14 protein-coding genes are annotated in these 20,524 nt (G+C 30.7%); 13 read left to right on the top strand and 1 reads right to left on the bottom strand.

Annotation, left to right across the window (positions count from 1 at the left end):
• Nucleotides 1-270 precede the first annotated feature (270 nt).
• From SYN6308_RS02265 to SYN6308_RS02230, 8 genes are all read left to right on the top strand, one after another.
• Entirely contained in the window at nucleotides 271-1,758 is a 1,488-nt protein-coding gene (locus tag SYN6308_RS02265) for an oligosaccharide flippase family protein (RefSeq protein ID WP_017292811.1), read from the top strand.
• 165 nt (nucleotides 1,759-1,923) lie between these two features.
• Entirely contained in the window at nucleotides 1,924-3,258 is a 1,335-nt protein-coding gene (locus SYN6308_RS21520; RefSeq protein ID WP_083879512.1) for a polysaccharide pyruvyl transferase family protein, read from the top strand.
• Between the two features lie 61 nt (nucleotides 3,259-3,319).
• Nucleotides 3,320-4,498, top strand: a complete 1,179-nt coding sequence (locus SYN6308_RS02255; protein ID WP_017292809.1) for a glycosyltransferase family 4 protein — start codon at nucleotides 3,320-3,322, stop codon at nucleotides 4,496-4,498.
• Between the two features lie 5 nt (nucleotides 4,499-4,503).
• Nucleotides 4,504-5,463 (top strand): glycosyltransferase family 2 protein, encoded by a 960-nt coding sequence (locus SYN6308_RS21515; protein ID WP_017292808.1) that lies wholly within the window; start codon nucleotides 4,504-4,506, stop codon nucleotides 5,461-5,463.
• A 311-nt stretch (nucleotides 5,464-5,774) separates the two neighbouring features.
• Nucleotides 5,775-7,181, top strand: a complete 1,407-nt coding sequence (locus SYN6308_RS02245) for an EpsG family protein (protein WP_017292807.1) — start codon at nucleotides 5,775-5,777, stop codon at nucleotides 7,179-7,181.
• A 75-nt stretch (nucleotides 7,182-7,256) separates the two neighbouring features.
• Nucleotides 7,257-8,072, top strand: coding sequence for a glycosyltransferase family 2 protein (locus tag SYN6308_RS23215; RefSeq protein WP_017292806.1), 816 nt, complete (start codon nucleotides 7,257-7,259; stop codon nucleotides 8,070-8,072).
• A 317-nt stretch (nucleotides 8,073-8,389) separates the two neighbouring features.
• Nucleotides 8,390-9,898: a TolB family protein gene (locus SYN6308_RS21505; protein WP_017292805.1), complete on the top strand. Its 1,509-nt coding sequence runs from the start codon at nucleotides 8,390-8,392 to the stop codon at nucleotides 9,896-9,898.
• Between the two features lie 218 nt (nucleotides 9,899-10,116).
• On the top strand, nucleotides 10,117-10,452 hold the full coding sequence (locus SYN6308_RS02230) for a DUF1830 domain-containing protein (RefSeq protein WP_017292804.1): 336 nt from the start codon (nucleotides 10,117-10,119) through the stop codon (nucleotides 10,450-10,452).
• A 167-nt stretch (nucleotides 10,453-10,619) separates the two neighbouring features.
• Here the strand turns inward: SYN6308_RS02230 and pap are convergent, their stop codons facing one another.
• Entirely contained in the window at nucleotides 10,620-12,104 is a 1,485-nt protein-coding gene (pap, locus tag SYN6308_RS02225; protein ID WP_017292803.1) for a polyphosphate:AMP phosphotransferase, read from the bottom strand.
• Between the two features lie 320 nt (nucleotides 12,105-12,424).
• On the opposite strand from pap, the gene lnt reads away from it, so the two are divergent.
• The 5 genes from lnt to SYN6308_RS02200 all read left to right on the top strand — a co-directional run bounded on the left by lnt (nucleotide 12,425) and on the right by SYN6308_RS02200 (nucleotide 20,520).
• Complete coding sequence (gene lnt / locus SYN6308_RS02220) at nucleotides 12,425-13,969, top strand: apolipoprotein N-acyltransferase (RefSeq protein WP_017292802.1); 1,545 nt, start codon at nucleotides 12,425-12,427, stop codon at nucleotides 13,967-13,969.
• 67 nt (nucleotides 13,970-14,036) lie between these two features.
• Nucleotides 14,037-14,435 carry an ArsR/SmtB family transcription factor gene (locus SYN6308_RS02215; protein ID WP_017292801.1) on the top strand — a complete coding sequence of 133 codons (399 nt, stop codon included), beginning with the start codon at nucleotides 14,037-14,039 and terminating at the stop codon, nucleotides 14,433-14,435.
• 266 nt (nucleotides 14,436-14,701) lie between these two features.
• Complete coding sequence (locus SYN6308_RS02210) at nucleotides 14,702-14,989, top strand: hypothetical protein (RefSeq protein ID WP_017292800.1); 288 nt, start codon at nucleotides 14,702-14,704, stop codon at nucleotides 14,987-14,989.
• A gap of 124 nt (nucleotides 14,990-15,113) precedes the next feature.
• Nucleotides 15,114-16,106 (top strand): c-type cytochrome biogenesis protein CcsB, encoded by a 993-nt coding sequence (gene ccsB / locus SYN6308_RS02205; protein ID WP_017292799.1) that lies wholly within the window; start codon nucleotides 15,114-15,116, stop codon nucleotides 16,104-16,106.
• 3,463 nt (nucleotides 16,107-19,569) lie between these two features.
• The gene (locus tag SYN6308_RS02200; RefSeq protein ID WP_026101869.1) at nucleotides 19,570-20,520 is read left to right on the top strand and encodes an RNA polymerase sigma factor, RpoD/SigA family; all 951 of its coding nucleotides are present in this window, start codon (nucleotides 19,570-19,572) and stop codon (nucleotides 20,518-20,520) included.
• Nucleotides 20,521-20,524: the final 4 nt, after the last annotated feature.

Below are 20,524 nucleotides of genomic sequence, written 5' to 3'. Positions count from 1 at the left end.
AATAATTAAATAAGCTAAAATTTATGAGTTGTAAGTATTATTTTTCACACTATTCTAGTAGTATGGCTTGTTTTACTTGCATATATCTTTCTGAGTTAAAATATTCAAGAGTTTTTACCTATTTTTATTGATCAATTAAATTTTTTCACATTTTGATACCATCTACTTTATAATTCCTTATAAATTTATATAAAAGTTCTATATATCAATAATTTTTATTAAGTAGAATTTTCTTACAGAATAAATATTATTTTAATTAAGCGAGGTTTTTTGATCAAGAAACACAGTTCTGATAACTATTTTGATAATAGTAATGTCACTAACAATTTAAAACAAAAAACTATTAAAGGAGGCATATTAACGATATCATCTCAAGGAATCAAATTTATTTTACAAACAGGTTCCACAATATTTTTAGCCCGTCTTTTAACTCCTCAAGACTATGGTATTGTCGGGATGGTAACAGTGGTGTTGAATTTCTTAAATCTATTCAAGGACATCGGTTTATCTCAGGCAACTATCCAAAAATCCGAGATCACCCAAGCCCAAGTTAGTAATCTTTTTTGGGTGAATGTGGGTATTAGTTTACTTTTATCATTATTCTTATTTGTTTCTGCTCCTTTCATCGTTTCATTCTATAACGAACCTCGTTTGTTATGGATTACAAGAGTTTTGGCGATTACTTTTGTCGTTAGTGGGTTGGCACTTCAACATCTGGCTCTCATGAAAAGACAAATGCTATTTGAAAAAATTATTTTTATAGATGTTGGTACTCAAGTTTTTGCATTGACGATCGGGATTGTATCTGCCCTCAATGGCTTAGGTTATTGGGCTCTTGTTTTAATGTCCGTAATTCCACCTTTTTTACAAGTACCTTTTACTTGGTTAATGTGCCAGTGGATTCCGAGTCTTCCTAGTCGTCATAGTGGAGTAAAAGATATGCTCAACTATGGCTGGAATTTAACTGGTTTTAACGTTGTTAACTATTTTTCTCGCAATCTGGATAACATTTTAATTGGTAGATATTGGGGAATTGAAGCTCTTGGTTTGTATGCAAAAGCTTATCAATTGCTTTTATTACCAATTCAGCAAATTAACGCTCCCATAAGTAATGTTGCTTTACCCGTATTAAGTAAGTTACAAAATGAGCCTGAACGCTATAAAAAGTTTTATTATAAAATGCTTTTAATCTCTACCTTAGTTACTATGCCCATTGTGGGGTTTTTCTTTGTGGACGCTGATAAGATAATTTTGTTGTTACTTGGTAAAAAATGGTTAGAAATTGTACCTATATTTAAGGCTTTAGTTCCCGCTGCTTATGTTGGCACATTGGGAATATCCATTGGCTTAGTTTTTAATTCCCTAGGTAAAACAAGGCAACAACTGATTCTTGGGATCATTAGTTCTTTTTCCAATGTGGTAGTTTTTATCGTTACTGTGCCAATGGGAGTTAAATTTTTAGCTACTTGGTTTAGTATTTTTTCCGTTATGAGACTAATTCCCACATACATATATTGTTATCAAAATACCCCTCTTAATTTAAAAGATACTCTTAAAATATTATCGTATCCTTCTCTATCATCTCTTGGAGGAGTATTGATATTGACAAATATTCAAAACAAATTCTATATTGCCAATCCGTTAATCTCCGTTTTAACTGACCTTATTTTATATTTTTTGTTGTGTTTTTCAATTTTGTGTATAATGCCTAAAGGTTTTATTCTGTTAAGAGATATTATTAAAGATTTTAAAACTTGATCAAGAAATTTTCCTAAATCATAATTAAAACTTAGTGTTCGAAAACAACGATCAATTATATAAATTTAAAGATTTTTATACTGGATTTGATTTAATTTTTAATTTATGAAGATGTCTATTGAATCCTTCAGATTATAATCTACTTACCATACTTTGGCATACTATATGAAAAAAATACTTATATTGGGAACTGTGGCTCTCAACGGCGGTGATGCCGCTATTTTATTTTCTCTAATACAACTGATCAAGCAAAACTTTGCAACAGAAATTGAATTTATAGTTTACGATCGTCAGCCTGAAGTCGCAGTCAAATATTACCCAGAAAATACTTTAAGACTGATGATTTATCAAAAATTAACCCAATTACCACAGAACAAACATAATAAATTATTAACGAGATTTATCCGCAAAATACATCTTATTTTTCGAAAGATAATTAATCCTTTTCGGTTTTACTTAGCGACTTTTTTGTTTTCAAAAAAACAAGAAAGATTAGCACAAATATTAGTAACAGAAACAGAATTGGACGATATTAAACATTTTAGTAATGCAAATATCATAATTAGCACCGGTGGTACATACTTAGTTGAAAATTATATTAATGATTTTCCGAATAGAATTTTTGACTATAATTTATCTTTATTGCTTAAATGCCCTTTGGTCTTTTTTACTCAATCCTTGGGACCATTCCATAACAAAAAATATCAAAAGAAGTTGAATCATATTTTTAATCAATCTCTATTAGTTTTACTTAGAGATGAAAAGTCTGAACAACACCTTATTGATATTGGAGTTAATAAAAATAAAATTCAAATTAGTTCAGATATAGTATTTTCTTTGGGAAAACTTTTAAATTTTGTCAGCGTATCCAAAGATAATCTTGATAATCTTGAGAATAATCAAATTAAAATAGCTATTTCTGTAAGAGACTGGAAGTTTTTTAAAACAAAGACTTCAAAAAAAGGAATGATTAATTACAAAAACTGTTTAGTAGAATTGATTAACCATTTACTGAAAAGGGGAAATATTATTATTGATTTTATTTCAACTTGTCAGGGCATTCCCGAATATCATACTGACGATTCTATTACGGCAGAAGAAATTAAAAATCTTTTACCTATAGAATTTCAAGGTAAAGTTAATGTAAATAGCAATTTTAATCATCCTTACAAGCTACTTGAAATTCTATCTTCTTATGATTTAGTTATTGGAACTAGAATGCACATGTGTATTTTGTCATTAGTTGCCAGAACTCCAGTAATACCAATTGCTTATGAATTTAAAACTAAAGAATTATTCATCAGATTAGGAATGGAAGATTGGATAACAGATATTGAAACTATTGATGCGAATAGTTTCATCCCCCTAGTGGAAAATTTTATCGCCTCTTTGCCCGAAATTAGGCAAAACCTTTTTCCAAAAGTTGAAATAGAAGAAAAAAGAGCCTTACAATCAGGGAAAATACTATTGGATAAATATAATCAAAGTATCAATCAGTAATGAAAATTATTCACATTTAACAATAAATACAGAGTTAGCACAAAACTTTAAGGACAAAGAAATGAAAATTGCTTATATTGTAAATAACTATGGAGAAATCTCTGAAACTTTTGTCAGAGACTTAGCCAACGAATTTGTTGAAAAAGGTCATTCTGTAATCATTTTTTGCAATCAAAATATAAATCAAGATTTATTCAGTAATCCGCATCATTTTGATGATATTAAGGAATTACAGTTTTCTCAACTGTCATTATTCAACAAAATTACCACTAGATTATATCGTGTGTTAAAAGATGAGTTCGCTCAAAAAAAACATTTTAATCTTAAAAGAAAACAAGCAACCAAAAGACTTATTGTCTCCCTTAATCAACATAAACCCGATGTAGCATTTATTGATTTTGGAGTTGTTGCCGTACGATCACAATTAGCTTTAGAACAATTAAATATACCATTTGTTGTTCATTTTCACGCTATGGATATAACAAAAGCATTAAATAACACCGCCTATCGTAAGGCTTTACCATCACTGTTTGAAAGTGCTACGGCGTTAATTACTCCTTCAGAACATATTAAACGTTTATTAATCTTAGAAGGTGCAAATCCAGAAAAAATTAGTGTAGTACGTCTCGGCATTAATTTAGAAGGCTTAAATCCACTCTCTTGGGAAATAAGACGAAAATCTCATCCCTCGCTTTCCTTTTTAGGACGTTTTACTCCAAAAAAACATCCTTTGGCTTTAATTGAGGCGTTTAACCTAGTCAGGCAAAAAATTCCTCATGCTACATTAACCATGATTGGAGATGGGGAGGAAATGACAAGGGTTAAGCAACGTCTTGAAACGTTAAAACTTACTGATAGTGTTAAACTATGGGGAGCTTTACCACACAAACAAGCCCTAGAAATAGTAAACCAACACTGGTTATTAGCACAGCATAGCGTTGTTGCATTAGATGGAGATCAAGAGGGTTTTCCAGTCGGTTTAGCAGAAGGAGCAGCTTTAGAGCTACCGATAGTTTCCACTTATCATAGTGGTATTCCAGAGCAAGTTATAGATGGTAAAACAGGATTTTTGGTAAGGGAGTTTGATTACAAGACAATGGCGGAGAGAATGATTGAACTGTTAAATAATCCTGATTTAGCAGAACAAATGGGCAAAGCAGGAAGAGAAAATATCACCAAAATATGCAATACTGAAAAGCGTGTTAAACAAATTTTAAAAATTTTACAGCACAATAATTGAGTTTTATGTTATACAATCCAAAAGTCTCTGTTATTATTCCCACTTATAATCGGCTTCCTTTGTTAAAAGAGGCTTTAGATTCGGTTGTAGCCCAAACTTGTACTAATTGGGAGTGTATAGTTGTTAATGATTATCCTCCTGATCAACAAAAAGTTGAAACGATTTTAAAACAGTTAAATGATGAAAGATTTATCCTAATAAATCATAAAGTTTCTCAGGGTGGTAACACAGCAAGAAACACAGGTATTAGACATTCCAGAGGTCAAATAATTGCATTTTTAGATGATGATGACATCTGGGATATAAAAAAATTGGAAATACACTATCAGTTTCATTGCAAATATCCAAATATTGGTTTATTTTATTCCAATGTTTTATTTATTTGGTCTAATAATGAAATACCGCCTTACTCCCCAAATAAACCACTACCCAAAAACGTAACTAAATCTTTTTTAGAAGGAAATTTTTGTCCTCCAACATCTAGCTGTGTTACTGTGTTATCTAAAGCCTTTAATGATTGTGGTTTTTTTGATGAAAATTTAGTAAGTTTTCAAGATTGGGATATGTGGTTAAGAATTTCTGAAAAATATGAGTTTGGTTTGATTCAACAAACATTAGTATATTTTAGACAACATTTATCTGAAAGAACATCGCAAAATTTAGAAAAACGTTTACAAGGACTTGAACAAATAGAAGTTAAATGGAAAACACAATTTACAGATATATCTCTATTTCATTATAAGTACCTAAATGCAGCTTATCGTACTTCTACAAGGCAATTGTTTTTAATTCCTAAGAACCAAAAAAATAAAATATATTCAAATTTGATTAAATACATGGAAGAAGAATACAATAAAGATACCTGTAGCCCAAAAACTATATTGATTTTATGTTTCTGTTTGTTAATTCCCAGAAGATTTTATTTATGGTGGGAGAATATTAAATCAGCAAAATTAAGATTATAATGATTTACACAAAAAGATATACTTTGTTTACCTACATTGCTCAGATTTGAACAGACTCTTAATAGATTTTCTAAAAGAATCCACATTATAAGATTAAATACTGTACAGTGTGGCTAATTTTAAATTATCTCTTTTTTGTGAGTTTCCAATTGTAACTATTATTAAGAGCCACACCCTTTTTAAATATTGATTCTATCGACTCATATAGAAACCGTTTTACTTTTGTTAGAAGTTCTGGAAAAGAAAAATGTTATTAGATGTTCAAAATATCTTCGGCTTAGAAAATTTGTTTAATAATCAGGAATAACTAAATGAAAAGGCAAAATGGATTAATATACTACGAGAAAGAAGTAATCATGAGTGATTATAACTATTATCAAACAGAAAAATACAATTTTTTCCATAAAGTATTTAATTCTTTAAATAAAGTAAAATATACTATTTTCTTTTTTGGATTAGGCTTATGGATATTATCTCCAATACTAGGAATAATTCCACTATTAATGTTTGCACAAGTGAATGTTTCTAAGCGAGTTATGACAAAAAAGCAAAAACAAAGTTTCTTAAATGGTAATTTTTTTACTATTTTTTTAGTACTTTTTACTATTACTATTTATGCGTCCACATATGAAGTAACAAGTGATTTGCAAGTATATTTAAATATTTATAATAACCTTGGAAATTTACCTTTATTCAAGTATATGGAGTCCAGAAATATGGAACCAATAACTTTTATCATTCCTAATTTAATTAAAACACTATTCGATGCTAACGAAAATCATTTTATTTTAGTTCAAGCTTTGACAATTAATTTAGCATTTATACTCATTGCCATAAGATTTATGCCATCATACTATCCCACAATTATGTTGTTGAACATTACTTCTTCACATTACTTCATGCAATTATTTTTGATGAGACAGTTTTACGCTTTTATTTTTTTGGTTATTTTTATTTATACTATTCGTCTATGGAAAAAGTTAGTGTTTTCCACATTAGCTATTTTAACTCACAGTAGCTCTTTACTGTTTATTGTGATCGGTATGATTTTTATCCCTTTAATAAATAATCAAGAAACAAAAAAATCACCTTTTAAGTTAATTAGAAAATTTAGGAAAATTATCAATAATTTTTTTAGAAAAAAAATATTTATTTATCTATTTTTTCTAATAGTTTTAACCGTTCTTCCTATCCTTTTTGTCGCTTTACAAAACTTTTCTTTTCTCAATCAACTATTACCAGTATTTTCTTACAAGTTTCTATTATACGTTAATAGAGGTGATGATTTTACATTGGGACTGAACGAAGGCCTTTGGAAAAGAACAATCTTTGATATACTTATACTGCTTCCTTCAATTATTTTAATACATCCAAAAGATGAAAAAGTATCTTCTTTTATTTGGTCTGTTATGTTTGTATTTTCTCTTGTTAGTTTAATTTCATTCTATACCTTTATTCCAGCTTTTGGAAGATTAACAGTCTTTTTGAGTGGTTTATCTGGCTTTTTTTACACTATTTTATTGGATTCAAAACAGCAAATTGATAGACCAAACATTTTTTCTTTTCTTATTTTTGTTGCAATTTTTACTAAAATTTTGTATTTTTTATACCAAACGATTTTCAGCTCACTTCAAAATACATCCCTACTATGGGAAGGAAATCCTCTGGGAAAAAATTTAGTTGATTATATACAATTTCTGTGGTCTATGATAAATTAGTGATCTAAAAGTTTTAGAGATTTTTTTGATCAGCTAAAACTTTTTTTGTAATAAAACTACATTCAGTGAATTTTTATGAAAAAACATTATCTAATAACAATTATTACTGTAGTATACAACAATCCTAAAGGCTTGACAGACACTTTAACTACAGTTAAAAATCAAATTTATCAAAATATTGAATATATTGTTATTGATGGTGCTTCTGGAGATAAAACACTTGATGTTATAAAGCAAAATGAACAGCATATATCTTATTATTTAAGTGAGCCTGATAATGGTATTTATGATGCAATGAATAAGGGTTTAAAATATACTCATGGAGATTTCGTTATTTTCTTAAATGCTGGAGATACTTTTGTTGATAATTTTGTATTAACTAAAGTAGTTGAAGAAATCAAAGACCAGAATAAGGCTTACTTTGGTAGGGCAAAGGTTAAAGGAATAAATAGTAACTGGCTATTCCCCCCTTTAAATATATCTTCTCCCGAACAAGCCGATATTTGGAGTAAAAAATATTTACCTAATCATCAATCAATTTTTTTCCCCCGTTGTTTTTATCAATCTAATTTATATGATACTAAATTCCGAATTTTCGGTGATGCTGAGTATAAATTAAGGTATTTAAAATCTCATAGAAATTTTGAAATGATTGATATAGTGATATGTAATTTTGAGTTAGGAGGCATATCAAATAAGGCTAATAATATAAAAATTATTCAAACTCAGTGGCAAGAACAAATTGATTTGTTAAAAATGTATAATCCAGAACATTTTATCTTTAGAAAATACTTAACTATTTTAAAATTTTTCCTTAAATATTTACTTAATAAATTGATATATAGAAAATATTATGAACAAATTTTATTGTTAGTCAACAAAGTAAGATAAGTGAGTGAGTAAAATTAATTGTGCATTTTATTTTTCTTAAACCTCTGATAACAATGGGGTTGAATTGATCGCTAATATACAATTAATTTTGCCTGAGTACTTAGTAAAATTTGAGTCAATTAGTATGAAGTAAAAAATATCTGATAATCATAGAAAACTAATACTAGAAATGATCATATAATATTGGAAAAGTCGTACCCATATTATATGATTTTTGTCAATGCTTAAATTCTATTATTCTTAAGATAATGTTTCTTCCAGAGAGACTTGCACAATAAATCGATAAGCCTTAAATCTAAAATTAGATAGAAATTATCATGAAAACAAATTATAATAAAACGGAACGTTATATAGGAAAAATTTTAGATGCGTCTCCTCAAATTCGATCGAACTTGAAATTGGCTTATTTAAAACTCAATTATGTTCTTTATCGAGAAAAAGGATTTGAATATTATGTTCATCCTGATGTTTCAATTCAAGATGCGTCAGGTTATCCTGCAAACTCTGGAGGGAATGTTCATGAGTTTTTTGGTTACTATGATAAATCTCCTTGGGCAAAGGATATGAGTGATTTTTTAGTTCATCGTTGGGAAGGCGGACAAAATCTTCAGATTATTCGTTACTCTAATCAAGAATGCCAAATAATTGGCAAAACTGAAGCGTGGAACTTTCAACAGGGAGCTATGACTCAATGGACTCCCGATAATACCCCGGGTATATTAGTTTTTAATAGTGTTAGCAATAAAAATCTAGTTTCGATATGGGTTGATTCTCAGGGAGATTGTCAAGAATTACCTTTTCCGATTCAAGTAGTTAATCCTCAAGGTTATAAAGCGTTAACCCTCAATTATAAACGACTAGATAAATTAAGACCTGACTATGGTTACAAAATGGAGGTTAAAAATTTTTCTCCAGTTCAACCTTTAGATAAAGATGGTATTTGGGAAGTAGATTTAAACTCTGGAAATGGCGAATTAATTATTTCGTTGAGTGAGTTGATCAATATTCAACCTCGTCCTGAAATGGAAGGCGCTGAACATAAGGTTAATCATATTCTTTATTCTCCTTTAGGAACTCGTTTTGTGTTTATGCACCGTTGGTTGGGAAAAGTGGGGAAATTTTCCCGTCTTTATGTTGTTAATTCTAGTAATATTTCTCTGAAGATTTTATTAGACGATCGAATGGTGTCTCACTATTCTTGGGAGGATGAAGATCATTTGTTAGTTTGGGCAAGGCATTCTTCGGAAGGCGATCGATATTATCGAATTAATGTAACGAATGGTAGTTTAGAAGTTATTGGTAAGGATGTATTAGATATTTTAGGAGATGGACATCCTTCTTTTTCGCCCGATCGTCGTTGGATTATTACGGACAGTTATCCTGATAGACGCAGACAAAGACACTTACTATTGTTCGATCGTCAGAATGAAAAACTAACTCTTCTAGGTCGTTTTCTTGCTCCTTGGCGGTATGATGGAGAAGAAAGAACCGATTTACATCCCCGTTGGAGTCCAGATGGTAATAAGATTTCGTATGATTTATGGTTTAGATGTGCAAAACGAGGACTCAAATTTACTAATTTTTCTGAACCTTTGATCTATTACCGTTTTTCATCGGATAGTCATAAGAAACAACGTTTAAATCATGCCATAGATCAAGCAAAAATTGGGTGGAAAGGTTGTCAAATGTTGAATCTTCCTCTATGGCAATATTTAGCCGTTGCAGTGCCGATTCTCCGAGCGATTTTTCCACCTAGAGTCAGTCATTTAATTTATAGATCATTAGCTATTTTTGATCCACGCAAAAAACAAGTAATAACGAATTGATTATGATAGTAATAAAAAAACAAAAAAACAGGCTAAATGTTATTAATTTAACAAAAAAATCTTAATATTTTCTTAATATTTTGCTTTAATGATGGTAAAAAAAAGATAAAAAAGGAAATAAAATGAAATTGGTAATCATATTTACAACTAATTGGGATCAAGGAATGTTAGCTTATATGGTGTAAATATAAACCTAAAATTTAAAATCCCTTATTATCATGGCTCAAATATTAGATGCAATTCCTCATAATGAAAATGATGCTATTTTATGCTGTTATGTTAATGCGACAAGTCAAATTCAAATTGCTAGGATAACAAATATTAGTAATTGGTATTTTGAAAGGGTGGTATTTCCGGGGCAAAGATTAGTGTTTGAGGCTTTACCAGAGGCATTATTAGAGATTCATTCGGGTATGATGGCTAGTGCAATTTTATCGGATACGATTCCTTGTCAGCAATTATCGGTAAGTGAGGAAAAATCTGATGAAAGCGAAAACAATGGTACGATCGAGAATGAGGATAAAACAAATTCTTCTGATTTAGCAGTAGCTTAAAGTTTATGTTTAAGATAATTTAGTGATAATTTATTTAATATATTTTTAGTAAACTTTTCCATATTTTAATTTTATTTAGCTATAAATTAGGGGAGTTTTAAACCCCTTTTTTATTAGGAAAAACTATGATATTTTTTAGAAAAATTGATTTCAATTGTCATGCTGAGTTAATTACCAATCTTGTTTTTAATGGCGTTGATGATGGTTTCTAAAACAAACACTCTAGCATAATATTTATCATTACCGGGTACAACTGTCCATTGACATTGAGGGGTATTTGTACGCGCCATCATTTGATTAACGGCGACATCGTATAAATGCCATTTTTCACGGTTACGCCAATCTTCATCAGTAAGTTTATAACTCTTATAGGAGTCTTCTTTTCGAGCTTCAAAACGTCTTAATTGCTCATCGGGGCTGATATGTAACCAAAATTTAAGCACAATGTAATTAGCACTGTTTAATTGAGCTTCAAATTCGTTGATTTCTCGGTAGGCACGTCTCCATTCTGTTTCGGTGGCAAAGCCTTCGATTCTTTCCACTAATACTCTACCATACCAAGTTCGATCGAAAATACCGATTTTGCCTGTAGGAGTTAACTGTCTCCAAAAACGCCACAGATAATGATGAGATAATTCTTCTTCCGTTGGGGCGGCAAAAGCATGGACTTGATAACTACGAGGGTCTAAAATATCCGTAATGCGTTTAATAGCGCCACCTTTTCCGGCGGCATCCCAACCTTCAAATAAAAGCAATACGCCGATATTTTTCTCAAAAATGTCTTTTTGCAATTTGCGCAACTGCATTTGAGCTTGTTTGAGGTTAACTCGATACTCATCTTTAGGTAAATGAATAGTTAAATCTGTTTGTGCGAGATAATCAGCTTCGGTAGGTAATAATTCAGTTTGAGGGGGTAAAGAAGGACTTTTGACGGTGATTTCTCGTTTTGCCAAAGCCTCTCGAATAGTTGCCACTAACTGAGTTAATACCTTATATCTCGCCCACCGTTGACAATCTGCTTCCACCAATACCCAAGGGGCGAAACCACTGCTAGTATAGATAAGCATTTCCTCCGCCAAACTTTGATAATCGTCATAGTTTTTTGCTTGTTGCCAGTCTTCTTTTCTGACTCGCCACGACTCAAACTCATCTTTTTCGTATTCTTTGAGACGATTTTTTAACTCTTTTTTACTCAAATGAAGCCAAAATTTTGCGACTACGGCGCCATCTTCTACCAAATGCCGTTCAAAAGCATTAATATCTCTCATAATTAAAGGTACATTTTGCCCATTAATTCTATGAAATAGTCGATCTTCTAAAAGATGAGTGTACCAACTATGATAGAAAATACCGATACTGCCTTTGGGGGGTAATTTTTGCCAAAAACGCCACAGGAAGGGAAATTTTTGCTCATCGGGGGAAGGAGATAAGATCGGATGTACTGTAAAACCCCTAGGGTCCATATAATTAGTCATTTGTTTAACTAATGAGCCTTTTCCTGCTGCCGCCCATCCTTCTAAAACTACGACTATGGGTAATTTTTCTAACCAACATATATTCTGTAACGATCGTAATTCTCGCATTAAATCTTCTATTTTGAGGCGATAGGTTTCTTTATCTAAAGAGAGACTTAAATCAAGGGTATCTAGCATAATTAATGGATAATAGATAATGGATAATGGAGAATTGAGAATTGAGAATGGAGAATTGAGAATGGAGAATTGAGAATGGAGAATTGAGAATTGAGAATTGAGAATTGATAATAGGAAATATTATTACCAAAATATATAATCTTAAAGAAGAAAAGAGAGAAGTCTTAATATTTTCTTAACAATAATCAAGAATGAAAATTACTTGACACTTTTTTTTGCGTCCTTGTATTTTTCTTAAAGGCTTTATTTCTTTGCGTCTTTGCGTCTTTGCGTGACATTTTTATTATATAATATAACAACACAAAAAATGGAAATAAATGATGTTTAATTTTTTAATAAATTATACAAAAAAAAGCTCTTTAAGAAATATAATATTTTGTTTTCTTGGCGGTTTATTAATGGGGTTAAGCGTTGCCCCAACCAACTTTTATTTGTTAGCATGGATAGCATTAATTCCTCTATGGATGTCGTTATATCGATCGAATTTAACAGCGATATTAAGTAGTTTTTGTTGGGGATTAGGTTATCACGGATTCGCCTTATTTTGGATTACGGGAATTCATCCCATGACATGGATGGGGGTATCATGGTTTAACAGTTTAATAATTGCGATATTTTGTTGGTTTTTTATCACTTTATGGGGAGCAATTTTAGTTACTTTATGGGGGAGTATTTTGACAAGAATAGTTAAACAAAATAACTCACCGATAATTAATCTTATTTATGGGGTAACTATTTGGTGTTTACTAGAAAAAATTTGGAGTTTTAGCCCTCTTTGGTGGACTTCTTTATCTTTTACCCAGAGTCCTTATAATTTAGCTATTTTACAGTTATTAAAGTTATCAGGTACAACTATTATCACCGCCATTATTGTTTTAGTTAATGGTTTATTTGCTGAGAATATCATCTTAATATTAAAGGAGAATAAGGGTTATAAATTTATTAGTTATGGGTTAATAATTGTTATTATATCCCATAGTATCGGTTATCTAATGTATCAAGAAAAAATAGTCGATCGAGCTGAAAATAAGATTAAAATAGGAATTATTCAAGGAAATATTCCCAATGAAATTAAACTCTATGATTCGGGATTTAAAACTGCATTTATTAACTATACTAAAGGCTATAATTATTTAGCGGAAAAAGGAGTAGATATAATTTTAACTCCTGAGACAGCGTTACCATTTTTTTATGAAGATATAGTGAAAAATAGTGCGATTGCGGAGGCGATTCAAGTAAAAAAAATTCCTTTATTATTAGGAGGATTCGATCGAATTGATCAAAATAGATATACTAATAGTTTATTCAGTCTTAATGATGAAGGAAAAGTTATTAGTAAATATGACAAAATAAAATTAGTACCTTTAGGAGAATATATCCCTTTTCGTGCTGTTTTTGGTAATCTAATTAGGCGACTTTCTCCCCTCGATACAGAATTAATGGCAGGAAAAAAAGAACAACTTTTAAACACTCCTTTTGGTAAAGCTATTGTAGGAATTTGTTATGACTCTGCCTTCTCGGAAATCTTCCGTTATCAGGCTTTAAAAGGAGGAGAATTTATTATTACAGCGTCTAATAATGCCCATTATGACGATACCATGCCCGAACAACACCACGCTCAAGATGTCATGAGATCGATCGAAACTGATAGATGGATGGCAAGGGCTACCAATACTGGTTACAGTGGTATTGTTGATCCTCATGGTAACACTATCTGGATTTCAGATATAAATAAATATCAAACCTACGCAGGAGAAATTTATCGCCGAGATACCATTACCCCTTATGTGAAATGGGGAGACTGGTTAATTTTTGTCTTAGTTGTCTTATTATTGAGTGTGACTATTTATCAATGGTTTAAGTAATGAAAATAATAATTTACTCTATAATAATATGGTATTAATTCTATAGATGAACCAATATATTTAGAGTATGAATAATCTAAATTTAAAAACGATCGAAAAAAGTGATTATCTTCCATCTTCTCAAGAGTGTTTAATGGCAAAAATGCCTCCCTCAGCTTTAGGGTTAGTAGCAGATTTTTTTAAAGTCTTATCGGAAAGTAGCCGATTAAATATAGTTTGTTGTTTGAGAAATGGTGAAAAAAATGTCTCAGAAATTATTGAAGAAACAAAATTAGGACAAGCTAACGTATCTAAACACCTAAAGATGTTAGCACAAGTAGGAATTGTTAGCCGTACTCAAAAAGGAATTAATGTTTATTATCAAATTAGTAATCCTTTCATTTTTGAATTATGTGATTTAGTTTGTAATTCTCTCTCTATTCAGTTTCAAGAACAGTACGAACAAATATCACAGTTAAAGCTATAAAAAAAATAATCTTAAAATAGTTATAAAGTAATATTTAAGCATAATTACGGAACTTTATCTTAACTTTACATTATCTTTATCAAAAAATATTAAACAAATATAAGTACTAGATACTAAAAAATAATTTTGTACTTTAATAGCTAAAATTGATGAATATAGATATGATTTATAGATAAAGTAGGTATTTATTTAGTAAAATCTATTATTATAGATAGATAAATAAAGAAAAAAAACTAGATTGTAACGAATATTACTAATTAAAAATTATGAATGAATCTCTGACTAATAGTATTGAAGAACAATCTCTAAATCGTGATGAAAGAGTCAAACAACTTAAAAATACGATCGATACTTTACATATTGCGGAAGAAATTTCTAGCAATGGTTACTTGATCACCAGTTCGGAATTAGCTGATTTAATGGATATAAACGCCAGCGCTGTCACCAGTAGGGGAGAAGAATGGTCATGGCGTAACTGGATCGTATCAAGAGTAAGACGAGAAGGGAATCAAATTCTTTGGCAACTAGAAAAAGTGGAAAAGGTTGCTGAATAAAAAACAGAGATAAATAAAATTAAACAAGTTTTACCTTTAGTCACAGTGCCTTTTTGATGTGAATTAATTGTATATTTGATCAAGATAAGCAATTATCCATCAATGATCAATTATAAAAAAACCTATGGATTTAGTTAATTTACAAAATACTTTAGATAATATTTCCTTCGCTGTCCTTTTTTTTACGATGTTATGCTACTGGGTGGGGGCGGCGTTTCCTAACCTGAGTATCTTACCTAAAATTGGCACAACGGGAATGATTATTGCTAATTTTGCCATTGCAACCTTATTAATTGCCCGTTGGATTGAAGGGGGATATTTCCCCTTAAGTAATCTTTACGAGTCTTTGTTTTTCTTAACTTGGGGTATCACTGCTGTACATCTCATCGCTGAAAATATGAGCAGTAGTCGTCTTGTGGGAGTCGTTACCGCTCCTGTGGCGATGGGAATTACTGCTTTTGCCGCCTTGTCTTTACCTTCAGAAATGCAACACAGCGAACCTCTTGTACCTGCCTTGAAATCTAATTGGTTGATGATGCACGTTAGTGTGATGATGTTTAGTTATTCCGCTTTGATGGTAGGTTCTTTGATTGCGATCGCATTCTTAATTCTGACTCAAGGTAAGGAGATTCAATTAAGAGGAAGTTCTGTTGGTACGGGTGCTTACCGCAATGTTAAAAAGTTTAACCTTAACTATAACAGTGAATCCGTCAATTTAGATATTGATACATCTTCAGGTAATACCGCCGTTTTAACTCAACCCGTTGCCGAAGTTATCTCTTTATCTCCAGAAAGACTCAGTTTAATTGATACCCTCGACAACATCAGTTATCGCATCATTGGTTTAGGGTTTCCTTTACTTACGATTGGTATTATCTCTGGAGGTGTATGGGCGAATGAAGCATGGGGATCATACTGGAGTTGGGATCCCAAAGAAACATGGGCGTTAATTACATGGCTAGTATTTGCCGCATACTTACACGCGCGCATTACTAAAGGTTGGCAAGGTAGAAAACCGGCACTTTTAGCCGCTAGTGGTTTTGTTGTAGTGTGGGTTTGTTATTTAGGAGTCAATCTCTTAGGTAAGGGTTTACACTCCTACGGCTGGTTTTTTTAGCTTGACGGCGAGTTCATTATTTTACAAGATTAGCACTTAGCTAGTCTTTTTTTTGTATTTGAAATAATGAGAATTGTTATGAAATACTGTTAAACAAAAATGATTGACTGCTAATTATTAATAAATATTACAACTTAATTTATTAAGACTATTTTTCATAATATTATAATGGTATTAATTTGTTAGTTAAGTATTAAATAAGTATTTGTACTCAGCTAAATAATGTCATGGAATAAAAATTATGATTGGTATAATTTTGAAAATATTTTTGATATTGGGTGTCAGTATTATTGGCTTAATTGGAATATTAATATTTTTTGTTATTCGTAGTGAAAATAGGAAAAAAATTCATAGATTAGTAATCAGTGAAAATCTTGAAAAATTAACATTCAATAATGTCAATCAATTAAAAATTCAAGGATTTGATATTGAAAATAGAGAAGTAAAACTTAAAGATATAAAATGGGAAGTTAAAGAAGGAGGATCGATCGATCTTCAGGGTAAATTTACAGCAGGAAATGAGGAAAAAACCGCTATAATTATCGCTTCAGTTGAGAATATTAAGACAGAAGTTCAGATTAATATTATCAAGCCAATTTTAGAAACATTTAAAATTAGTGAGTCAAATAATGCAAAAAATAAATCTATAAAAATTTGTCAATTAAATATTATCAGTAAAGATCAATTAGGCTATAATTTACCACTAAAAAATATTACTTGGAGTACCGATAAAGATTATTATATTGATGGACAAAATAGGTTAGTTTTTGATGCAAAAGCTAAAGGAAAATATACCATAAAAGCTATTGCTAATGATTATAATAAAACTGCCACTATTGAGATTAATATACCCCCAAGATTAACAACGTTAAAAATTAGTCCTAATGAGTTAAGATTAGAACCAAATAAACCCTATCAATTTAATGTCGAAGCCTTTGATCAAGCAGGCGAAAAAATGTCATCGATCGAGGTAAAATGGACTTGCGATCGAGGTGGAGAAATAAGCAATAATGGTATTTTTACAGGTAATCTTCAAGAAGAAGCCGTTATTACTGCAAGGTTAAATAACGTTACAGATTCGGTGACAATTAAGTTATTACCTATTTTATGTTCGATCGAAATTAGTCCTAATTATCGTACCATAGAACCCCATCAAAGTATTCAATTTAGTGCCAAAGGATTTGATCAATTTCATCGAAAATTTCCCTTAAATAATCTTGAATGGTATGCTGAAGAAGGTATCATTAATAATGATGGTTATTATCAAGGATTAAGCTATGAAAATGAAGTAAAAATAACCGCAAAATCAGGGGAAATTAAATCATCTACTATCCTCACAATTAGAGATCGATCGAGACTAACTAAAATAAAAATTAGTCCTGAATATATCTCCATAAAACCAAATACAAATTATCAATTTTCTGTGATAGGATTAGATCAAAGAAATGAGAGAATTTCGATCGATCATAATATCGATAATATTCAATGGAATGTCGATGAAGGATATATAGATAATTCTGGTTTATATAATGCCGAAGAAGATCAACAAGGTAATTATTATATAACTGCTAAAGTAGAAAATTTTACCGCTCAAGCAAAGGTTTATATTCCTTCAATAATCACCAGTTTTAACATTTTTCCTCAAAATATTAGCCTACATCCCGAAGAAGAATATCAATTTATTGTACAAGGATTTGATCAAAAAAATAACTCCATAAATGTTAATAACATTAAGTGGCGTTGCGGACTTGGTGGCAAGATAAATAATAGAGGAATTTTTACGGCTGGTTATCAGAAAAAAGAAGTAAAAATAACCGCTAAATGTGATGGTTTAACAACAGAAACAGTGGTAACAATTTTACCTGTTTTAAGACGTTTAGAAATTGAGCCTAATTCTGTGTCATTATATCCTGAAGAGACTCAGCAATTTACTGTTCAAGGATATGATCAATATAATCAAAAAATAGATGCTGGTTTACTTACTTGGGAGAGTGATGGAGGAAAAATTAATCAAAATGGATTGTATGAAGCTAATTATTTTGATAAGGGAAAATATCAGGTAATTGTTACTTCTAATAATAGCCCTAAATATAATAAAACTACTCGTAATATTTTCTTCAATGCAGGGGTAGGAATGAAGCTATTAGGTTGGGCAATTTCTTATAATTCTCATATTTTAGAAATTATTGAGTTTTTATTAAATGGGGCAAATTTTCCTCAATTATCTCCTACATCTTCAACTGTAAATCAATCTTTCCTTTCTCCTTCATCGTCAGATTTTGACAGTAAAATTAATAATAATAACGAGAATCAAATTGTTTTTAATAATTTATACAGTGATGATATAAATAAAGGTTTGTTAGATTGGATTTTTGAAAATGTACAAAACAAAGTTGCTAAGTTTTTTTCATCGGTAGGTAATTTTTGCTTAAATCAAGCCAATAGTTATGTCAATGCTTCCGCAGAAATTTTAGTTTTGCCTGTTGTGCATCATATCGTAATTACTCCCTATTCTGCTTCTATTATTGCGGGAAGTAATACCGAGTTAAATGTAATCGGTTTGGATCAAAATTATGAGATTATTGCTATTGATAATAATTTGGTTCAATGGGAAGTTACAGACATAATAATCAATGATGGTAATTTATCTCTTGAAAAGTCTATTATTGGTAGTAAATTTATTAATGTTCAAGCAAAACTGGGTTATTTAACTGCTGTTTCTCAGGTAGAAGTTAAGCCAAGAATTTTAAATAATTTGACTATTACTCCCGATAAAATTTCTCTATATCCGGGTAATTCACAACAATTTACTCTTAATATTTTTGATCAATTAAAAGATAAATTATTCATCAATAAAAAGGATATAAAGTGGGAAACCACTATGGGGAAAATTGATGAAGATGGTTGTTTAAAAATTGATTCTTTCCACTATAAAAAAGGTTCATATCGTGTCAAAGTAACTGTCACTTTAGATAATATTACGAAATCTATTGAGGCAGAAATTAAGGTTTTGCAGATGGCAATACCAATGCCTATTTTTCAGGAAAAAGAGAAAAAATCAATCTATATTGACAAGATAAACATAGATAAAAATAAGTCTTCTGATAAAAAAGAAATAAATATTCCAGAATCGTCAAAAATACAATCTAAATTGTCACCTAATGATTCGCAGGAAATTAAATCTAATAATTCTTATAATCAATCTCAGAAGAATCATCAAGAGTCAGTCAAAACAACCTCAATATCATCCTCCCGTGAATGGGAAAACAAAATTAGTTCTAATTCTGATTCTGCGAAAGAATCAATCGGCAGTCACGGAAAAATATCTTCAACTAATTCAGGAAATTATAGCCAAAATAATGATACTTTTAGTCAGGATGAATATTTTATTTATCATAATTATCAATATTATATTTATGAACCAAGAAGTTCGACAAATAATACAAGTAATTACAATGAAAGTATTTATCCCATTAGCTTACTTGTGTATCTGAAGGAAATAAGCAGAATTCCTCTGTTAACCATAGAGGAAGAAATTATTTTAGCTAAACAGATTCAGGAGTTAGTCGTACTTGAGAAAAAAAGAGAAAGTTTAAAGAAAAAATTATATCGTGAACCCACCAAAGCTGAATGGGCAACGGAGGCTAAAATCTCTGAAAAAAATCTTGATATTAAAATTAGTCAAGGGGAAAAAGCCAAGCGTAAAATGGTGGAAGCTAATTTACGTTTAGTCCTCTCCATCGCTAAAAAATATTACACAGACAACTTTGATTTATTAGACTTAATCCAAGAAGGAGCAATCGGACTGCAAAGAGGTGTCGAAAAATTTGATCCCTGTAAAGGCTACTACCGTTTTTCTACATACGCTTACTGGTGGATTCGTCAAGCTATCACTCGTGCGATCGCAGAGAAAAGCCGAGCTATTCGTTTACCGTTACACTTTACTGAGAAATTAAATAAAATTCGTCAAACTGAAAGAAAATTATGCGAGGAAAAAGGGGGACCCGTTTCGATCTCAGAGTTATCAGAAGCCCTAGAATTAACACCAGATCAAGTAAGAGAATATTTAGATAAAGCTCGTCAACCTTTATCCCTAAACTTGACAATAGTAGATAATAATGGTAATGAATTGGGAGAATTAGGGGAATTATTAGAAGATAAAAGTCAATCTCCTGATGATTACACCGATTATTCATGTCTTCAATTTGATTTAAACCGCATGATGTCGGAGTTAACCCAACAACAACAAGATGTAATTAGATTACGCTATGGCTTAGATGATGGTAAACCCTTAACCCTTTCCAAAATTGGTGAAATTCTCAGTATTTCTCGTGAAAGAGTTAGAGAAATCGAAAGGGAAGCCTTAACTAAATTACGTAAACGTAAGGATTTTTTAAAAGAATATTTCATATAAGTAG

It is taken from the genome of Geminocystis herdmanii PCC 6308, from assembly GCF_000332235.1.
Taxonomy (GTDB): Bacteria; Cyanobacteriota; Cyanobacteriia; order Cyanobacteriales; family Cyanobacteriaceae; genus Geminocystis; species Geminocystis herdmanii.
Note: the sequence above shows the minus strand (reverse complement) of the source record. Positions and strands in the feature narration are given on the sequence as shown.

Excerpts from the sequence above, each read along its gene's own strand:
- SYN6308_RS02255 (WP_017292809.1), top strand. The coding sequence starts at position 3,320 with ATGAAAATTGCTTATATTGTAAATAACTATGGAGAAATCTCTGAAACT.
- pap (WP_017292803.1), bottom strand. The coding sequence starts at position 12,104 with ATGCTAGATACCCTTGATTTAAGTCTCTCTTTAGATAAAGAAACCTAT.
- SYN6308_RS21505 (WP_017292805.1), top strand. The coding sequence starts at position 8,390 with ATGAAAACAAATTATAATAAAACGGAACGTTATATAGGAAAAATTTTA.
- SYN6308_RS21520 (WP_083879512.1), top strand. The coding sequence starts at position 1,924 with ATGAAAAAAATACTTATATTGGGAACTGTGGCTCTCAACGGCGGTGAT.
- SYN6308_RS02215 (WP_017292801.1), top strand. The coding sequence starts at position 14,037 with ATGAATAATCTAAATTTAAAAACGATCGAAAAAAGTGATTATCTTCCA.
- lnt (WP_017292802.1), top strand. The coding sequence starts at position 12,425 with ATGTTTAATTTTTTAATAAATTATACAAAAAAAAGCTCTTTAAGAAAT.
- ccsB (WP_017292799.1), top strand. The coding sequence starts at position 15,114 with ATGGATTTAGTTAATTTACAAAATACTTTAGATAATATTTCCTTCGCT.
- SYN6308_RS02245 (WP_017292807.1), top strand. The coding sequence starts at position 5,775 with ATGAAAAGGCAAAATGGATTAATATACTACGAGAAAGAAGTAATCATG.
- SYN6308_RS02210 (WP_017292800.1), top strand. The coding sequence starts at position 14,702 with ATGAATGAATCTCTGACTAATAGTATTGAAGAACAATCTCTAAATCGT.
- SYN6308_RS21515 (WP_017292808.1), top strand. The coding sequence starts at position 4,504 with ATGTTATACAATCCAAAAGTCTCTGTTATTATTCCCACTTATAATCGG.
- SYN6308_RS02230 (WP_017292804.1), top strand. The coding sequence starts at position 10,117 with ATGGCTCAAATATTAGATGCAATTCCTCATAATGAAAATGATGCTATT.
- SYN6308_RS23215 (WP_017292806.1), top strand. The coding sequence starts at position 7,257 with ATGAAAAAACATTATCTAATAACAATTATTACTGTAGTATACAACAAT.